An 18,456-nucleotide genomic window follows, 5' to 3' on the forward strand; every position below is an offset into this window, starting at 1 on the left:
CATGCTGATCCAGATGGAAACGGTCGACGAGCATTAGGGGTGCCGCCGTCCAGAACATGTTGAACGCGCCGAACATGAAGAAGGCGTACGCCGAGCGCCAGCACAGGGCCGGCATTTTCGGCGGCAAGGCGATCATCGAGGTGATGACGCGTCCGTAGTGCAATCCCTTGTCCGGCCGGTGGGCGGGCATCATCCGCGCCAGCAACACGCCGATCAAAACCAGCAGGCAGGCCGAAGCATAGAACACGGCGCGCCAGCCGAAACTCGCCGAGACGAACAGGGCGACGGGGCGGGCCAGCATGATCCCCGTCAGCACCCCGCCCATGACCTTGCCGGTGACCCGGCCTCGCCGCGCCTCGGGGACCAGGTAGGCGACGAAGGGCAGGAGCACCTGGGCGCCCGAGGCGCAGAGTCCGATCAGGAACGATGCCAGGAAGAAAACGGTCCCGTTCGTCGATGTCGCGACCCCAAGCAGGCCCAGCACCGTCAGGCTGAGAAGGGAAAGGACCAGCTTCCGGTTCTCGACCAGGTCGGCCACGGGGACGAGGAAAAATAAACCGGTTCCGTAACCAATCTGGGTGACGCTGACGATTGACCCAGCGAGATCCGGGGAAATGCCGAGATCGGGCGCGATGCGCGCGACCAGGGGCTGCGCGTAGTAGAGGTTGGCGACAAGCACGCCGACGCCCAGGGTCAGGATGGTCAACAGGATCGAGGAGGCCGAGTCCTCAACTGCGTCGTGAACTCTAGCAACGCTTTCAGACATCAGGATTCCGTCTCAGGGTCTGTCCGGGTCCCGCGCCGGTTGCATTGCCATGCACGAGAAGATGACATGAAAGCATCGCGGATCGCCGGGCGGGAGTCCTGTCGGCGGCTTTGCCGCGCATGGCATCTGTCCATAACTGTATATGGACAGATAGGCGGCGGGAATGTCATGCCCGACCGGGCCGATCCGGATTGTCGTTGGCGCGAAGGCGCATAAGATCGTTCCGACCTGCCATCGTCACCGCGATCAGAAAACCTATTGCATTCTCGTCATGGCCGGGCTTGTCCCGGCCCTCCGCGAATTCGATCGCATGAGCGAAATAAAATCGTCGACAGTCGGCGCAAGCCGCCCGTGGTGAGACGGATCACGATCGACACCGCTCGCCACGACGTGATGCACGACCCCGGTGATGCATGACCCCGGTGAAGCGCGGGGCAGCAACCGCGGCGCGCTGAAGGCCGTTCTCCTCCGACGTGCCGATCCGACCGTGTCCCGATCAAATCCTGATCATCTCTTCCGGGGTTGTCCCGTGACCCCGGCGCGCCGTAAGGAATACGAATGGCAGATATCGTCGGCGACTCTCCCGAGATCCCGATCCTCGCCCGCCAGGCGGACATCCTGTCCCGCCCGGTCACCGTGGCGCGCCGCATGGCCGACGCCATCAGGGCGCTGGCGATCGACGCGACCCAGCAGTCCAATTCCGGGCATCCGGGCCTGCCGATGGGCATGGCGGATGTCGCCACCGTCCTGTGGACCCGGTTCCACAAATTCGACGCCGCCGATCCGCATTGGCCCGACCGCGACCGGTTCGTGCTGTCGGCCGGGCACGGATCGCTGCTGCTCTATGCGCTGATCTACCTGACCGGTCACGCGCATCTGACGATCGACGACATCCGCAATTTCCGCCAGCTCCATTCCCCCGCCGCCGGCCACCCGGAATTCGGTGCCCACCCCGCCATCGAGACCACGACCGGTCCGCTTGGCCAAGGCATCTCCACCGCCGTCGGCATGGCGCTGGCCGAACGCAACATGGCGGCGCGGTTCGGCAAGTCGCTGGTCGATCACCGCACCTGGGTCATCGCCTCGGACGGCGACCTGATGGAAGGCGTCAGCCACGAGGCGGCCGCGCTGGCCGGCCACCTGGGGCTGAACAAGCTGACGGTGCTGTACGACGACAACCATGTCTCGATCGACGGCGATACGGCGCTGGCCTATTCCGACGACGTGCTGAAGCGCTTCGCCGGCTATGGCTGGGCGGCCAAGCGGGTGGACGGCCATGATCCGGCCCAGGTCCAGGCGGCGCTGTCCTTCGCCATGCGGTCCAAGAAGCCGACGCTGATCGCATGCTCTACCATCATCGGCCTCGGCGCGCCCACCAAGGCCGGCACCCATGCCGTGCACGGCGCCCCGCTGGGCGAGGCAGAGGCCGCGGCCGCGCGGCGTCTGCTCGGCTGGACCGAACCGCCGTTCGAGACCCCGCATGACCTCCAGGAGCGTTGGCATGCCGTGGGCGGCCGGGGCGCGTCCGCTCGGCGGGCGTGGCTGAAACGCCTCGCACGCCACAGCCAGCGGGCCGAATTCGAGCGTGTGCTGGCCGGCCGCCTGCCGGATACCTGGCATGAGACGATCGCCGCGCTGAAGCAGGATATCGCCGAGACCCAGCCCCGGCTCGCCACCCGGGCGTCGAGCCAGAAATGCCTGGAGGCGCTGGTGCCGGCGATCCCGGAACTGATCGGCGGGTCGGCGGACCTGACCGGATCGAACCTGACCCAGGCCAGGGGCATGACGCCGCTTTCGGTGGGCAATTACGGCGGCCGCTACGTCCATTACGGCGTGCGCGAGCATGGGATGGCGGCCGCGGCCAACGGCCTGGCGCTGCATGGCGGCATCATCCCCTATATCGGCACGTTCTTCGTGTTCAGCGACTATCTTCGCCCGGCGCTGCGGATGGGCGCGATCATGCGCCAACGGGTGGTCTACGTGCTGACGCATGACTCGATCGGCCTGGGCGAAGACGGGCCGACGCACCAGCCGGTCGAGCACCTCGCCAGCCTGCGGGCCATGCCGAACATCCACGTGATGCGTCCGGCCGACGCGATGGAAACGGCGGAATGCTGGGAGCTGGCGTTGCGCCGCGCCGATGGGCCGAGCCTGCTGGTGCTGTCGCGGCAGGGGTTGCCGGCATTGCGCACGGATGCCGGCGAGAACCGGTGCGCTCGGGGCGGCTACGTCCTGGCCGAGGCCGAAGGGCCGCGCCAGGCAACGCTGGTCGCGACGGGGTCCGAGGTCGCGATCGCGATGGCGGCGCGGGAGATGCTGGCGGCGGACGGCGTCATGGTCGCCGTCGTGTCGCTGCCGTGCTGGGAGCTGTTCGCCCTGCAGGACGAGACCTATCGAACCCAGGTGCTGGGCGGTGCCCCGCGGATCGGCATCGAGGCGGCCGGCGATTTCGGGTGGGAGCGCTGGCTGGGGCCGGATGGCGTCTTCATCGGCCTGCACGGCTTCGGAGCGTCGGCGAAATACACCGATCTCTACGCCCATTTCGGCCTGACGCCCGAGGCGGTCAAGGCGGCGGTCACCCGTCGCCTGGCTGGGCCATAGCCGACGTCCGGCCGCCATGACGCGCGGGCGGAGTGTCACATGGATCCTTTGCGCCGGATGGATCCTTTGCGCCGGTCGGGCCCCGACCGGTCTCGTCGACACGGCCTATGGCGTTGCGGTCCGCACCAGGTACCGCCGGATGCCGGAACAGGCGATCAACACCGGCGCGGCCAGGCCGAGCGCGCCGGCCAGCAGCAGGGGGGCGACATAGGCGCCGGTGGCGTCGTGCAGCAGGCCCGTGAGCTGCGGGGCGAAATAGCCGGACATGTTCCCGAAGGTGTTGATCACCCCGATGCCGGCTGCCGCGGTGGCGGCGCCGAAATAGGCCGTCGGCAGGTTCCAGAACAGCGGCAGGGAGGACGAGAGCCCCGCGGCGGCGACGCAGAACGCCGCCATCGCCAGGTACACGTTGTCCAGCAGGAAGGCCGCCGCCAGGGTCCCCAGCGCGCCGGCCGTCACCGGTACGATCACATGCCAGAACCGCTCCCCCGTACGGTCGGAATGGCGGGAGATCAGCACCATGCCGAACGCCGAACACAGGTTGGGCAAGGCTGCGACATAGCCGACCGCGGTGTTGGAAAGTCCCATGCTTTTGATGATCAGCGGCAGGAAGAAGCTGACGCAGTAGACGCCGTAGAGCGTGCAGACGAACGCGATGATCAGCGTGACGATCTGCGGGTTCACGACCGACGCCGTCACGCTTTTGCCATGCGTCGCCTTCCGCGCCGACTCCCGGTCGAGTTCGCCTTGCAGCCAGGTCCGTTCGGCGGCCGTCAGCCAGGGTGCGTCCGCCGGCTCGTTGCGCAGGCTGGCATAGCCGAACACCGCCAGCAGGATGGCGGGCAGGCCTTCGGCCAGGAAGATCCACTGCCAGCCGGCCAGGCCAAGCACGCCTTCAAGGCGCAGCAGGTTGGCCGAGAGCGGGGCGCCGATGACGGTCGCGGTGGCGCTGGCGGCGAAGAACAGGCCCATCATGCGGCCGCGATGCCGGTTGGGGAACCAGCAGGTCAGGAAATAGGCGACGCCGGGGAAATACCCTGCCTCGGCGACGCCCAGCAGGATGCGGGCGATGACGAACGTGGTCTCGTTGGTCACCAGGGCCGTGGTGGCCGAGATCGCGCCCCACAACGCCATGATCAGCGACAGCCAGGCGCGCGCGCCGATCTTGCGCAGCACGAGGTTGGCGGGAAGCTGGCAGCAGACATAGCTCCAGAAATACGCGCCGGCGGCGAGGCCATAGGCGCTGGCGCTCAGGCCCAGGTCCCGGTTCATCGTCAGTGCCGCGATGGACACATTGTAGCGATCCAGCGCATTGATAACGTAGGCGAAACACAGGAATGGCACGATGCGCCACGCCACTTTGCGGATGATGGCGGCCTCGGTGTCTTGCACGGGCGTTTCCTTTTTTGTCGGCATGGCCGATTGTTTTGCCGGTGCGCCTGGCCGTCTTGCCGGTGCGTCCGGGGACGCCCCCATCAAAGACCCGGACCGGTGCGCTGTCGATCCGCGCGGCCGTCCGCCGGACCATTTGCCCAGTGATCCGTTCAGTCGTCTGCCCAATCATCTGCCCAGTCGTCTGCCCGGTCGCCTGCCAAGCCGTGGGCCGGGTTGCGTCCCGAACCAACCGGCCGTCCCGCCATGCGTTTCCCCTGGACGGAGCGCGCGCCGATATGACTTCAGATGTGCGTTTTAGGAGGATCGTCGCGGTTGATCTTGCTCATGGAATGAGGTCATAAGCCGTAATAGAATGTGACGACGGAATTTCAGGAGAACGTCTCATGGCTGTGAAAGTCGCCATCAACGGGTTTGGTCGCATCGGGCGCCTCGTGCTGCGCGCGATCATCGAAAGCGGACGTACCGACGTGGTCCCGGTGGCGATCAACGACCTCGGTTCGGTCGAGGCCAACGCCCACCTGTTCGCCTATGACAGCGTGCATGGCCGCTTCCCGGGCCAGATCGAGGTGTCGGGGCAGACCATCACCATCCGTCACAACGGCAAGGTGTACGGGCCGATCACGGTGTCCGCCGAACGCGATCCGTCCAAGGTGCCGTACCAGGGCGTCGACGTGGCGCTGGAATGCACCGGCATCTTCACCTCCAAGGCCAAGGCCGCGCCGCTGATGGCGGCGGGCGCGCGCAAGATCCTGATCTCGGCCCCGGCGGATGAGGTCGACGCGACGATCGTCTTCGGCGTCAATCACAAGACGCTGACCAAGGACATGACGGTCATTTCGAACGCGTCCTGCACGACCAACTGCCTGGCGCCGATGGCCAAGGTCCTGCACGAGCGGTTCGGCATCCTGCGCGGCTACATGGTTACGATCCACGCCTATACCGGCGATCAGAACACCGTCGACACGCTGCACAAGGACCTGCACCGCGCCCGTGCGGCGGCGGTCAGCGCGATCCCGACCTCGACCGGCGCGGCGCGGGCGGTGGGCCTCGTGCTGCCGGAATTGAAGGGCAAGCTGGACGGCACCGCGATCCGCATCCCGACGCCGAACGTTTCGCTGGTGTCGCTGGACGTCAACCTGTCCAAGGCGGCCACGAAGGACGAGATCAACGCGGCGATGCAGGATGCGTCCAAGGGCGAGCTGGCGGGCATCCTGGACTACAACAAGGCGCCGCTGGTCAGCGTCGACTTCAACCACAACCCGGCGTCTTGCACGTTCGATGCCACGCAGACCGCGGTGGTGGACGGGGCGCTGACCCGGGTGATGGGCTGGTACGACAACGAATGGGGCTTCTCCAACCGCATGTCGGACACCGCCGCGCTGTTCGGCAGCCTGTGACGTTTCGCTGACAGCCGGCCTTCGGGCCGGCCGTGTTTCGTTTCGACCTATCAGTTTCGTTGTGGACGATATCAATGATCGGCGCCCATGGGCGCCGATTTGGCGTCTCGCCGGCGCAGCCTGTAAAATCGCGGCGACCAACCAAGGATGATCGCTCATGCCCTTTCGCACCCTCGATACGCTGGACGCCGAAGGCAAGCGCGTCCTGGTCCGCGCCGACCTCAACGTCCCGGTGCGTGACGGCAAGATCACCGACCTGACCCGGATCGAGCGTCTGTCGCCGACCATCCGCGCCTTGTCCGGGAAAGGCGCGAAGGTCATCGTCTGCAGCCATTTCGACCGGCCCAAGGGCAAGCGCGTCCCGGAGATGTCCCTCGCCCCGATGGCCGCCGCGCTCGGCCAGGTGCTGGGCCGTCACGTCCGCTTCGTCGAGGACTGCATCGGCATCCCCGCCGAGGGCGCCATCGACCTGCTGCAGCCGGGCGACGTGCTGGTGCTGGAAAACACCCGCTTCCACGCGGGCGAGGAGAAGAACGACCCCACCTTCGCCGCCGCGCTGGCCAAGCTGGCGGACGTGTTCGTCAACGACGCGTTCTCCGCCGCCCATCGCGCGCACGCCAGCACCGAGGGCGTGGCGCACCTGCTGCCGTCCTATGCCGGCTTGCTGATGCAGGCGGAGTTGGAGGCGCTGGACGCCGCCCTGGGCAACCCGGTGCGGCCGGTGGCGGCGATCGTCGGCGGCGCCAAGGTCTCCACCAAGCTGGAATTGCTGGGCAACCTGGTCGGCAAGGTCGACGTGCTGGTGATCGGCGGGGCGATGGCCAACACCTTCCTCGCCGCCCAAGGGATCGGCGTCGGCAAGTCGCTGCAGGAAGCCGAGATGCACGCCACGGCCCTGGACATCCTGGCCAAGGCCAAGGCGGCGAAATGCGATGTCGTGCTGCCGACCGACGCCGTCACCGCGACCGAGTTCAAGCCCAACCCGCCCACGCGGATCGTGCCGATCGACGCGGTGCCGGCGGATGCGATGATCCTCGATGTCGGCCCGGCCTCGGTCGCGGCACTGGTGGCGCGGCTGCCGTCGCTGAAGACGCTGGTGTGGAACGGGCCGCTGGGCGCGTTCGAGACGCCGCCCTTCGACGCCGCGACGGTCGCACTCGCCAGGGCGGTGGCCAAGGCGACCCAGTCCGGTGCGCTGCGCAGCGTGGCCGGCGGCGGCGATACGGTCTCCGCGCTGCGGCATGCCGGCGTGGCCGACCAACTCAGCTACGTGTCGTCGGCCGGCGGGGCGTTCCTGGAATGGCTGGAAGGCAAGACGCTGCCCGGCGTGGCGGCGCTGGAGGACTGATCTGGCCCGCGTCTACCTCGCCGGTCCGGATGTCTTCCTGCCGGACGCGCCGGACTGGCTGGAGCGCAAGAAGGCGATCTGCGCCGGCTACGGGCTGACCGGGGTGTCCCCGCTGGACGCGCTGGCGCAGGAGCCGGCGGCATGGGCCGCGCTGCCGGAATGGCGGCGGATCGCATTCCGCAACGAGGCGCATATCCGAAGCTGCGCCGCCGTGATCGCCAACCTGACCCCGTTCCGCGGCCCCAGCGCGGATGCCGGCACGATCTATGAGGTCGGCTTCGCCCGCGGCCTCGGCCTGCGCGTGTTCGGCTATGCGACGGTCGCGCAGGACTTCCTGGACCGCACGCTGGCAGCCTTTCCGGGGCGGCAGGCGGAGGACGGGGCCTGGTGCGACCCCGACGGCCTGCTGGTCGAGCAGTTCGGGCTGTTCGACAACCTGATGATCGAAGGCGCGCTGGCGGAGTCGGGCGGGCTGCTGCGGGAGGAGAAAGACCGCTGGCGGGACCTGACGGTGTTCGAGCGCTGCGTGGAGCAGGCGGCGAGGCTGGTGGGGCCGGCGATCTAACCGCCCTCTCGCGCCGTCGCCTCCCGCAGCATCGTCCCGAGCGTCTCGAACGTTTCCTTCCGCGCCGTTCCGCGTCGCCAGACCAGGCCGATGCGGCGGGGCGGGGCGGTTTCGTCCAGCGGGATCGCCTCGATGTCCAGGCCGCGCAGGATTCCGGCGTCCAGCGCCATGTGCGGCACCAGCGTGACGCCCAGGCCGCTGGCCACCATCTGCACCAGCGTATGCAGGCTGGTGCCTTGAAAGGCCGGGTTGCGCCGTGTGATCTCCATGTTGCAGGCCGTCAGCACGTGGTCGCGCAGGCAGTGGCCGTCCTCCAGCAGCAGCAGGTCCTCGGGCGCCAGGTCCTTCGGACGCACCGGCCGCTGGTGGGACAGCCGATGGCCAGGCGGGCAGATGACCGAGAACGCGTCGGGGCCGAGGTCCATGGCCTCCAGGTCGTCCAGCTTGTAGGGCAGGGCGATGATCGCCGCGTCCAGCATCCCCGAATCCAACTGGTCCAGCAGCCGAGCGGTCTGATCCTCTTTGAGATAGAGCTTGAGACGGGGGAAGGCGGATCGCAGGCGCGGCATCACGTTCGGCAGCAGGAACGGGCCGATGGTCGGGATGACGCCCAGGTGCAGCGGCCCGGCCATGGGATCGCGCGCCGTCAGGGCGATGTCCACCAGGTCGTCCGCGCCCTTCAGCAATGCGCGTGCCCGTCCGGCGATCTCCCGCCCCAGCGGGGTCGGGACGACGGAGCGCTTGGTGCGCTCCAGGAGGGGGGCGCCGAGCAGGTCCTCCAGTTCCTGGATGGCGGCGCTGAGGGTCGACTGGCTGACCAGGCAATCTTCGGCGGCATGGCCGAAATGGCAGCGCTCGACGACGGCGGCGAGATAGCGGAGTTGGCGTAGGGTCGGGGTAGGCCTCATGTTCTCGGACATAATCGGTTTTTCCGATCATTCAATTTGGTTTTTTGCGTTTCTCTCGTTTAGTCTCCCAGGGTATGCCTCTCGCTGCATCGCAACATACAGCGCATGGAACAGAGCATGTCCCTGATCAGCACCGACGTGAAACCTTTCAAGGCGACCGCGTACAAAGCCGGCAAGTTTGTAGATGTGACCGAACAATCCTTTATCGGCAAGTGGTCCGTCGTTTTCTTCTATCCGGCCGACTTCACGTTCGTCTGCCCGACCGAGCTTGAAGACCTGCAGAACAATTACGGCGACTTCCAGCGCCTGGGCGTCGAGATCTACAGCGTCTCGACCGACACGCATTTCGCGCACAAGGCGTGGCACGACACCTCGCCGGCGATCGGCAAGATCGAATACACGATGATCGGCGATCCGACGCTGCAGATCAGCCGCAACTTCGGCGTCCTGATCGAGGATGTGGGCCTGGCCGATCGCGGCACGTTCGTGATCGACCCGGAGGGCAAGATCCAGGTGATCGAGATCACCGCCGGCGGCATCGGCCGCGACGCGACGGAACTGCTGCGCAAGATCAAGGCGGCGCAGTATGTCCATGCGCATCCGAACGAGGTGTGCCCGGCCGCCTGGCAGGAAGGCGAGAGCACGCTGGCCCCGTCGCTGGACCTGGTCGGCAAGATCTGAGGCATCGACCCCGCCGGCGCCTCCCTGCGAAAGGCTTCCCTGTGAGGAGCTTTCTTGTGATGGGGTGCCGGCGGCTTGCCTTCAGTTCGGCACATAGCAGCGCCCGGCCATGATGACGGGACGCGCCAACGAAAATCTGCAGGAATCGACCGCCATGTTGGACGCCGCCATCAAGACGCAGTTGAAGACTTATTTCGGCCGCATCACCCAGCCGATCGAGCTTGCCGCGTCGCTGGACGACAGCGCCAAGTCGTCGGAGATGCGGTCGTTGCTGACGGAACTGGCCGCGCTGTCGGACCGGGTGACGTTCGTCGAGACGAATGACGATACGCGTGTCCCGTCCTTCGCCATCCGCCGCGCCGGGACCCGGGGCAACGTCCGGTTCGCCGGGCTGCCGATGGGGCATGAGTTCAATTCGCTGGTCCTCGCCCTGCTTCAGGTCGGCGGCCATCCGCCCAAGGAGGCGCCCGAACTGCTGGAGCAGATCCGGGGACTGGAGGGCGCGTTCGACTTCGAGACGTATTTTTCCCAATCGTGCCAGAACTGCCCCGACGTGGTGCAGGCGCTCAACCTGATGGCCGCGCTCAACCCGAACGTCCGCCACACCGCGATCGACGGGGCGCTGTTCCAGGATGAGGTCGCGGCGCGGGAGGTCATGGCGGTGCCGTCCGTGTTCCTGAACGGCCAGCCGTTCGCGCAGGGGCGGATGGGGCTGGAGGAAATCCTCGGCAAGCTGGACGCGGGCGCGGGCGATCGCGCCGCCGCCGCGATCCGCGGCAAGGCGGCGTTCGACGTGCTGGTGGTGGGCGGCGGTCCGGCCGGCGCGGCCGCGGCGGTCTATGCCGCGCGCAAGGGCATCCGCACCGGCATCGTGGCGGAGCGCTTCGGCGGCCAGGTCGCCGATACGATGGGGATCGAGAACTATATCGGCGTGCCGCACACCGAAGGCCCGAAGCTGGTCGCGCAGATGGAACAGCATGTCCGCGGCTATGAGGTCGACGTCATGACCTCGCAGACGGCGGTCGGCCTCGTGCCCGCCGCGGTCGAAGGCGGGATGACCGAGGTCAGGCTCGCCAACGGCGAATCCCTGAAGGCGAAATCGGTGATCCTGTCGACCGGCGCGCGCTGGCGGCAGATGAACGTTCCGGGCGAGGCGGAATACCGCAACAAGGGCGTGGCCTATTGCCCACATTGCGACGGCCCGTTGTTCAAGGGCAAGCGCGTGGCGGTCATCGGCGGCGGCAATTCCGGCGTCGAGGCGGCGATCGACCTTGCGGGGATCGTTTCCCACGTCACGCTGCTGGAGTTCGACTCGGCGCTGCGCGCGGATGCGGTGCTGCAGACGAAGCTGCGTTCGCTGGCGAACGTCACCGTGCTGGTCTCGGCGCAGACGACCGAGGTGCTGGGCGACGGCGGGAAGGTGGTCGGCCTGACCTACAAGGACCGCGGCAGCGGCGCGGCGCGCACGATCGAACTGGAGGGCGTGTTCGTGCAGATCGGCCTGGTTCCGAACACGGAATGGCTGAAAGGCGTGCTGGCGCTGAGCGCGCGGGGCGAGATCGAGGTGGATGCGCGCGGCCAGACCTCTTTACCCGGGGTCTTCGCGGCTGGCGATGCGACGACGACGCCGTTCAAGCAGATCGTCATCGCGGCCGGGGAAGGGGCGAAAGCGGCGTTGTCCGCGTTCGACTACTTGATCCGGCAGGCGCCGGTGCCGCTGGCGGCGGCCGCGTAGCCGTCCGTCGGCGCGGGGTTTCGCGCACCCCGCGCCAGCGATCAGGAACGACGCGCCTTCCTGCGAACCCAGCGGACCGCCGTACCGCCGCCCAACAGGGCGAAGGCCGGGATTCCGGCCGCGAGCAGCGGCGCGGGCGCATGATGGCCATGTCCGCAGCCAGGGCAGGAAGGCGGTTTCGCCCATGCCGCGACGGAAGCGGTCGACAGGATGGCCGCGAAGCCGGCAGCGGCGATGATGTGGCGCGTTTTCAAAAATCTGCTCCTGGCGTGAGAGGCCTTGTCCAGTACGGGCATTATAGGGGTGTAGTATTTTACTGGTGTCAACTATAATTTGAGATGTCGTATTTTTGCGGGTTGAACCGCGCGATGCGGCCGGCCGGGCATGGCAGTTCTCGGGAAAATACGGTCTGACAGTCGTCTAGAGCAAAATCCGATCAAGTTTCGAAATAGTCGAAACGTCTGATCATAATCGGATATTCGTATCAATAATATATAGTACTACGGGGATATGTAATAAATCCGGTACATATTTGAATTTATAGTCATTGCTACCGGAGCGCGAAAATCGCTATAACGCGCCGCCCGCCGTCCCCCTCCCGCGGACACCGCCAAGGACCTACCGTGTCGCGTTCGGCTATCGCCATCCCCAAACCCATCGGGCTGCAAGAGACCGGACTCTGGTCCGTCGTGATCCTCGCCGTCGCGTTCTGGGCCAACATCCTCCGCGGCAGTGCGCCCGATGACCTGCCGGGCCTGGCGCCGATGATCACCCGGGTCCTCGATAACGGCGCTTTCGACGTCTTCGCCTGGGGCCTCATCTTCGTCCGGTCCAGCCGCATGTTTGCCGCGGGACCGGCCTCCTGGGCGCGGATCGCCACGGTGTTCGGCATCGGCGTGATCGCACTCGCGCCGGTCAGGCTCGCGCCTGGCATCGGCCTGGCGATCCTGGGCGTCTCGCTGCTGCGCGACCGCGCCGCCCAGCCGGCGGGGCGCCAGGCCGGGCTGATCATGCTGGGACTGGCGCTGGAGACGCTGTGGGAATCCCGCTTCCTCAGCGGGCTGCACATCCTGGTGGCGCGCGCGGACGCGGTGATCGTCGGAGACCTGTTCCGGATGATCGGCATCCCGGCGGCGGTCTCCGGCAACGTCGTGGAGAACCTGGACAACGGCTTCAGCATCGTCATCTGGCCGTATTGCGCATCGTCGATGCAGTTGGCCGGCTTCGTCCTGGCGTTCCTGGTGATGTGCCTCTATCTCGGCCGGATGCCCCGGCGCAGCGACCTGCGCTGGCTGGGCCTGGGCGTGATCGGCAGCATCATCCTGACGGAATGCCGCCTGGTTCTCCTGGGCCTGAACGAGAGCAGCTACCATTGGTGGCATGAAGGACCCGGCATCTCGATCTACACGGTCGCAGCCCTGGGCCTGGCGGTGCTGGTTCCGGTCCTGGCGACGCGAGACCGGCCGCAGCCCCCCGCCGCGCCATCGCCGGGGCACCCGTAAAGATCCCGTCCATGAAGACCATCCTTCGCATGGGGTTCGCGACCCTGATCGTGCTGACGCTGCTGATCCAGGCGACCCGGGGACAGCGCGGCGATGCCGATGCCGATCCCAGGGACGCCCTCGTTTCCGAATTGCAGCGGATGGACATCGCGACCCGGGCCTCGACGCAGGAGGGCACCATCGACGGCCAGGCGCCCCACTGCGCGCGGCCGCTGCATGCCATGCTGCTGCGGATCGACGGGGCCGACGACGAACGGCTGAAAGGCCTTGACCCCGAAGCCGACCAGATTCGTTACATTTACAACGGTATCGTCAGCGACCGCCGCGATTGGGCCGGCGTGATGGCCCGTTCGGCGCTGGGCAGCGCGTCCTTCGTCCTGGGTCTGCGGTCCTCCCGCCCGCGCCCGGACCTGGTCGTCGTCTCGCTGCCGCGCGCCTGCCCCGGCCTGGCGACGCTGGACTGGGCCAGGCTGTCACCGGCCGGCTGAATCGACGGCCGACCTCACCGCCGAGAGGGGCGGCGCCACGTCCTCCAGCGCCCGCCGCTCCGCGTTCGTCGCCAGCGCGGCCGCGACGGCGGCGGCCACCACCATCAATCCCCCGCCCAGCAGGTAGCCCCAGAAGATCGACATCCGCGACCCCGTGTCGATCAGCGCACCGAACAGGGCCGGCCCGGCCACGCCGCCGATCCCCGTGCCGAAGGCATAGAACAGGGAGATCGCGATCGCCCGCACCTCCAGCGGGAAGCTCTCGCCCACCGTCAGATAGGCGGAACTGGCAGCGGCCGAGGCGACGAAGAAGATCCCCGTCCATGCCGCGGTCTGCTGCATCGGCCCCAGCCAGCCCTGGGCGAACAGCCAGCCCGTCCCGGCCATCAGGATGCCGGACACGGCATAGGTCGCGGTGATCATCACTCGCCGGCCGATCGTGTCGAACAGCCGCCCCAGGCAGAGCGGACCCAGGAAATTCCCCAAGGCGAAGGGCAGCATGAACAGCCCGACATCGCCGGACGAAACCCCGTAGAACCGGGTCAGGATCAGCGCATACGTGAAGAAGACGGCATTGTAGCAGAAGGCCTGTGCCGCCATCAGCGCGACCCCCAGCACGGTCTGCCGGCGATAATGGCCGATCAGCGCCTTCAGCCCCGGCAGGAACCAGGACTTGACGTCGGTGCGCAGGATCAGGCCGCCGGACGGGACAGGGGGAAGCGGCCGGCCGGTCTCCTGCTCCACGCGGGCTTCGATCCCGGCGACGACGTCCTCGGCCGCTTGAGGGTGGCCATGGGTCATCAGCCAGCGCGGGCTTTCCGGCAGGAAACGGCGCAGCACCAGCACGATCAGGCCCAGGACGCCACCGATGACGAAGGCAGCGCGCCAGCCGATCTCGGGCGGCATGATGGCAGGGTCCAGCACCACCACCGCCCCCAGCGCGCCGACCGCGGCGCCCAGCCAGAAGCTGCCGTTGACGACAAGGTCGGTGAAGCCGCGGCGGCGGGCGGGGATCATCTCCTGGATCGTGGCGTTCACCGCCGCGTATTCGCCGCCGATCCCGGCGCCGGTCAGCAGGCGGAACAGGGCGAAGGACCAGAAATCCCACGACAGGCCGCAGGCGATGGTGGCCAGCAGGTAGACCAGGACGGTGACGGTGAAGAGCTTCTTCCGCCCCAGGCGGTCGGTGAGCCAGCCGAAGAACAGCGCGCCGGCGACGGCGCCGATCAGATAGGCGCTGGCGGCGGCGCCCACCTGGCCGGCGGTCAGGTGCAGCACCTTGCTGTCGGCCAGCGCGCCGGAGAGGGAGCCGACGATGGTGACCTCCAGCCCGTCCAGCACCCAGGCGATGCCGAGCGCGATGATGACGAGCCAGTGGAAGCGGCTCCAGGGCAACCGGTCCAATCGATTGGGGATATTCGTGCGGAATGTATCGGACCAATCGTCCGGCCGGCCCATCGTCTCCGCATTCCCGTGAGGCATTGCCCGTTTCCTCGATCTATTGCCTACTCGCGTCTCGGTAACGCTTGGGACGTGGGAAATGGCTGCGTTTGAGAGTCAGGTCGAATCAACGATTTCGCGATGGCACGGGATCGAGCCGCCGAACGACCCCGCCCGCCGCCTGGCGGCGGAGCTGGCGGACACGATCGCGGCCTTCGAGGCCCTGAGGGGCACGCTGGCGTTCGAGGACGAACCGTCGAGCTTCGAGGCCGCGCTGCAAGCCGCCAAGGAACCCGCCTGATGGCCGCCCTGGTCGATGGCTACCTGGCCGACCTGTCGCTGACCGAGGCGGCGGACGCCGTCGCCGCCCGCAAGGTCTCCTCGCTGGAACTGCTGAAGGCTTGCTGGGCCAACCTGGACAAGGTCAACGCGCCGGTGAACGCGGTGATCTGGGAGGAACGCGAAGCCGCCGAAGCCGCCGCCCGGGCGGCCGACAAGGCCGTCGGCGCCGGGGGGCGGCTGGGCAAGCTGCATGGCGTGCCGATGGCGCACAAGGACATGTATTACCAGGCCGGACGGCTGGCGACCTGCGGATCGGCGCTGCGCAAGGACTACCGCCCATCGGTCACCGCCACCGTGATCAGCCGGATGGACGAGGCCGGCGCATATGTCTTCGCCGGGCTGAACATGGCGGAGTTCGCGCAGAACCCGACCGGGCACAACAAGACCTATGGCGACTGCCACAACCCCTGGAACCTGCCGTACATCACCGGCGGGTCGTCCTCGGGCTCCGGCGCGTCCGTCGCCGCGCGCTTCAACTACATGGCGCTGGGATCGGATACCGGCGGTTCGATCCGCCTGCCGGCTTCGGCCTGCGGGGTGACCGGCCTGAAGCCGACGCAGACGCGCGTGTCGCGCTACGGCGTGATGCCGCTGTCGTTCTCCCATGACAATGTCGGGCCGCTCGCCCGCACCGCGCGCGACTGCGCTCGGGTACTGACGGTGATCGCCGGGCACGATCCGCTGGACCCGACGTCGTCGCATGAGCCGGTGCCGGATTACGAGCGGTTCCTCGACGGCGACCTGCGGGGCACGCGGATCGGGGTGCCGACCAACGTGTTCCTGGACGGCGCCGACGCGCCGGTGGTGGCGGCGATGGAGGCGGCGCTGAAGGTGCTGGAGGCGCGGGGCGCCACGGTGACGCGCCTGACCCTGCCGCTGATGGACGCGGTCGCCGCCTATGGCGGGATCGTCAGCCGCGCGGAGGCGGCGCCGATCCACGCCGAATGGATGCGCAAGGACCCGCAGGCCTATGGGGCGCATATCTCCGGCCGCATGTATCCGGGCTACGCGCTGCCGGCGGCCTATTACATCGAGGCGCTGTCCCGCCGCGGCCCGATCCTGCGCGCGTTCGCCAAGGCGGTATTCGACACGGTCGACGTGCTGGTGACCCCGACGATCAAGACCTGCCTGCCGACGCTGCAGGAGACGGACATCGACCACGGCCCGCCGGGCACCGAACATAAATTCATGGCGGTCTCGGCCAATGCGCGGCCGTTCAACTACCTGGGCCTGCCGGCAATCAGCGTCCCGTGCGGCCTCGATCCCAACGGATGCCCGATCGGCCTGCAGATCGCCGGCCGGCCGTTCGGCGAGGGCCGGGTGCTGAAGGTCGCCGATGCCTACCAGCGCGACACCGCCTATCACGCCGCGCGCCCGCCGATGCTGGACAAGGCCGGAGCCGTCGCATGAGCAAGCCGAAAGTCGCCTTCATCGGCACCGGCGGCACGATCGCCTCGCTGGGCCGGGGACCGCTCGACCTGCAGGACTACGGCGCGGCGGGCAACGTCCTGCATGCCGACGAGCTTCTGGCGCGTTGGCCGGACACCAACCTGGTGGCCGATGTGATCCCGGTCCGGTATCGCAACGTTGCCAGCCCGGCCATCGCCTATCCGGAGTGGAAGGACCTGGTATCCTTGTGCGGGACGCTGGTGGCGGAGCATCCGGACCTCGCCGGCATCGTCATCGGCCATGGCACGGCAACGCTGGAGGAAACCGCGTATTTCCTCCACCTGACCGTGAAGGTGCCGGTGCCCGTCGTTTTGGTGGGCGCGCAGCGGCCGTCCAGCGCGCTGTCCTCGGACGCCGGCATGAACCTGGTGAACGCGCTGCGCGTGGCCGCGTCGCCCGAAGCGCGGGGCCTGGGCGTCCTGGCGATGCTGAACGACGAGATCCACGCGGCGCGGGAGGTCACCAAGACCTCCACGCTGCGGCTGCAGACGTTCCGCACGCCGGATTTCGGGGTGCTGGGCCATGCCGACGGCGACGCGGTGGCGTTCTACCGCCGCCCGTTGCGGCGTGGGGCGCCGGATACCGAGTTCGACGTCTCGGGGCTGGCCGAACTGCCGCGGGTCGACATCGCGTATTCCTATGCCGGCGGTGACGGGACGGCGGTGCGGGCCTTCGTGGCGGCGGGGGCGAAGGGCATCGTCGCCGGCGGGTTCGCGCCGGGCTTCGTTCCGCCCGGCGATTTCGCCGCGCTGTCGGAGGCGGCGGCGAACGGCGTGGTCGTCGTACAGTCGACACGAGCAGGATCGGGGCGGACGTTCCGGGGCAAGCGGCTGCGGGAGGCGGGGTTCCTGATCGCGGACAACCTCAATCCGCAGAAGGCGCGCATCCTGCTGTCCCTGGCGCTGACCGTGACCCGGGACCCGGACGAGATCGCGCGCATCTTCCGGACGTATTGAACCGTGTCCGATCCGGATGCCGTCCGCGCCTTCGAGCATGCCGGCTGGCAGGTCGCGGCGGCAGGGTATGAGGCGTCCTTCGCCACCGCGACCCGTCCGTTCATCCCCGCCTTGCTGGACCGGGCGGGCATAGGTTCGGGGCAGACGGTGCTGGATGTCGCCTGCGGCCCCGGCTTCACCGCCGCGGCCGCGGCCGGGCGGGGGGCGGCGGCCAGGGGGCTCGATTTCTCGGCGGCGATGCTGGCGGTGGCGCGGGAACGCCATCCGGGCCTGGTTTTCGACCAGGGGGACGCGGAGGCGCTGCCCTATGCCGATGCGGCCTTCGACGCGGTGGTGTCGAATTTCGGCATCCATCATGCGCCGAACCCGGTGAACGCGCTGGCGGATGCCGGGCGGGTGCTGCGTCCGGGCGGACGCCTGGCATTCACCGTGTGGGCCGACCAAGGGTCGAATATCGCCTGGAAGCTGGTGTTCGACGCGATCCGGACGCGCGGGGACATGACGGCGTCGAAGGCGCCGCCGCCGGGCGGCGGATTGAACGACCCAGACGCTTGCCTGTCCGCCATGGCGCGGGCCGGGCTGGTCGAAGGGGCCGTCGTCCATGTCCGCCATGTCTGGCGGCACCCCGACGGCGCCGCCCTGCTGACAGCCCTGCGGTCCGGCACCGCTCGGATGGCGGCCCTGATCGGGGCACAGACGCCGGAGGCGCTGGCGGCGATCGCGGCCGAGATCGACGTGCGGGCGGCGAGCCACCGAGACGCCCAGGGCCTGGGAGTGCCGATCGCGGCGTTCGTGGTGTCGGGGCGGCGGGACGGGCGGGCGTGAGGCGAAGGCGTTTCCGCGTCGTGGCCGGCGAAGGTCCATACGCCCTGATGTAGGGCGG

16 protein-coding genes are annotated in these 18,456 nt (G+C 68.1%); 12 read left to right on the top strand and 4 right to left on the bottom strand.

The window, feature by feature from the left end; all coding sequences use genetic code 11:
• Positions 1 to 766 (bottom strand): MFS transporter (locus tag VHB27_RS09225; protein ID WP_325599529.1); only part of this gene is annotated, 766 nt, incomplete at its 3' end.
• 558 nt (positions 767 to 1,324) lie between these two features.
• On the opposite strand from VHB27_RS09225, the gene tkt reads away from it, so the two are divergent.
• Positions 1,325 to 3,367, top strand: a complete 2,043-nt coding sequence (tkt, locus tag VHB27_RS09230) for a transketolase (protein ID WP_325599531.1) — start codon at positions 1,325 to 1,327, stop codon at positions 3,365 to 3,367.
• Positions 3,368 to 3,472: 105 nt separating this feature from the next.
• Here the strand turns inward: tkt and VHB27_RS09235 are convergent, their stop codons facing one another.
• On the bottom strand, positions 3,473 to 4,759 hold the full coding sequence (locus VHB27_RS09235) for an MFS transporter (RefSeq protein WP_325599533.1): 1,287 nt from the start codon (positions 4,757 to 4,759) through the stop codon (positions 3,473 to 3,475).
• Positions 4,760 to 5,145: 386 nt separating this feature from the next.
• On the opposite strand from VHB27_RS09235, the gene gap reads away from it, so the two are divergent.
• From gap to VHB27_RS09250, 3 genes are all read left to right on the top strand, one after another.
• Complete coding sequence (gap, locus tag VHB27_RS09240; protein WP_325599535.1) at positions 5,146 to 6,159, top strand: type I glyceraldehyde-3-phosphate dehydrogenase; 1,014 nt, start codon at positions 5,146 to 5,148, stop codon at positions 6,157 to 6,159.
• 157 nt (positions 6,160 to 6,316) lie between these two features.
• The gene (locus VHB27_RS09245; RefSeq protein ID WP_325599537.1) at positions 6,317 to 7,507 is read left to right on the top strand and encodes a phosphoglycerate kinase; all 1,191 of its coding nucleotides are present in this window, start codon (positions 6,317 to 6,319) and stop codon (positions 7,505 to 7,507) included.
• A gap of 1 nt (position 7,508) precedes the next feature.
• Positions 7,509 to 8,072, top strand: coding sequence for a nucleoside 2-deoxyribosyltransferase (locus VHB27_RS09250; RefSeq protein WP_325599587.1), 564 nt, complete (start codon positions 7,509 to 7,511; stop codon positions 8,070 to 8,072).
• Here the strand turns inward: VHB27_RS09250 and VHB27_RS09255 are convergent.
• Positions 8,069 to 8,992, bottom strand: coding sequence for a hydrogen peroxide-inducible genes activator (locus VHB27_RS09255; protein WP_325599539.1), 924 nt, complete (start codon positions 8,990 to 8,992; stop codon positions 8,069 to 8,071). The genes VHB27_RS09250 and VHB27_RS09255 overlap by 4 nt on opposite strands.
• 105 nt (positions 8,993 to 9,097) lie before the next feature.
• Here VHB27_RS09255 and ahpC point away from each other — a divergent pair, with 105 nt between their 5' ends.
• The 4 genes from ahpC (at position 9,098) to VHB27_RS09275 (ending at position 13,386) form a co-directional block, all read left to right on the top strand.
• The gene (ahpC, locus tag VHB27_RS09260; RefSeq protein ID WP_325599541.1) at positions 9,098 to 9,661 is read left to right on the top strand and encodes an alkyl hydroperoxide reductase subunit C; all 564 of its coding nucleotides are present in this window, start codon (positions 9,098 to 9,100) and stop codon (positions 9,659 to 9,661) included.
• Positions 9,662 to 9,815: 154 nt separating this feature from the next.
• On the top strand, positions 9,816 to 11,396 hold the full coding sequence (ahpF, locus tag VHB27_RS09265; protein ID WP_325599543.1) for an alkyl hydroperoxide reductase subunit F: 1,581 nt from the start codon (positions 9,816 to 9,818) through the stop codon (positions 11,394 to 11,396).
• A 623-nt stretch (positions 11,397 to 12,019) separates the two neighbouring features.
• Positions 12,020 to 12,898: a hypothetical protein gene (locus VHB27_RS09270; protein ID WP_325599545.1), complete on the top strand. Its 879-nt coding sequence runs from the start codon at positions 12,020 to 12,022 to the stop codon at positions 12,896 to 12,898.
• Positions 12,899 to 12,909: 11 nt separating this feature from the next.
• Positions 12,910 to 13,386: a hypothetical protein gene (locus VHB27_RS09275; protein ID WP_325599547.1), complete on the top strand. Its 477-nt coding sequence runs from the start codon at positions 12,910 to 12,912 to the stop codon at positions 13,384 to 13,386.
• Here VHB27_RS09275 and VHB27_RS09280 read toward each other — a convergent pair.
• The gene (locus tag VHB27_RS09280; RefSeq protein WP_325599549.1) at positions 13,372 to 14,868 is read right to left on the bottom strand and encodes an MFS transporter; all 1,497 of its coding nucleotides are present in this window, start codon (positions 14,866 to 14,868) and stop codon (positions 13,372 to 13,374) included. The genes VHB27_RS09275 and VHB27_RS09280 overlap by 15 nt on opposite strands.
• 58 nt (positions 14,869 to 14,926) lie before the next feature.
• On the opposite strand from VHB27_RS09280, the gene VHB27_RS09285 reads away from it, so the two are divergent.
• The 4 genes from VHB27_RS09285 to VHB27_RS09300 are packed head-to-tail and all read left to right on the top strand — an operon-like array spanning position 14,927 to position 18,398.
• On the top strand, positions 14,927 to 15,127 hold the full coding sequence (locus VHB27_RS09285) for a hypothetical protein (protein ID WP_325599551.1): 201 nt from the start codon (positions 14,927 to 14,929) through the stop codon (positions 15,125 to 15,127).
• On the top strand, positions 15,127 to 16,578 hold the full coding sequence (locus VHB27_RS09290) for an amidase (RefSeq protein WP_325599553.1): 1,452 nt from the start codon (positions 15,127 to 15,129) through the stop codon (positions 16,576 to 16,578). Before VHB27_RS09285 ends, VHB27_RS09290 begins: the two co-directional genes overlap by 1 nt.
• A complete protein-coding gene (locus VHB27_RS09295) occupies positions 16,575 to 17,573 on the top strand; it encodes an asparaginase (RefSeq protein ID WP_325599555.1) in 999 nt (332 codons plus the stop codon). The genes VHB27_RS09290 and VHB27_RS09295 overlap by 4 nt, the downstream gene beginning before the upstream one ends.
• Before the next feature lie 3 nt (positions 17,574 to 17,576).
• Positions 17,577 to 18,398 carry a class I SAM-dependent methyltransferase gene (locus VHB27_RS09300; protein WP_325599557.1) on the top strand — a complete coding sequence of 274 codons (822 nt, stop codon included), beginning with the start codon at positions 17,577 to 17,579 and terminating at the stop codon, positions 18,396 to 18,398.
• Positions 18,399 to 18,456: the final 58 nt, after the last annotated feature.

This window comes from Rhodopila sp. (assembly GCF_035548235.1).
In the GTDB taxonomy this organism is placed as follows: Bacteria; Pseudomonadota; Alphaproteobacteria; order Acetobacterales; family Acetobacteraceae; genus Rhodopila.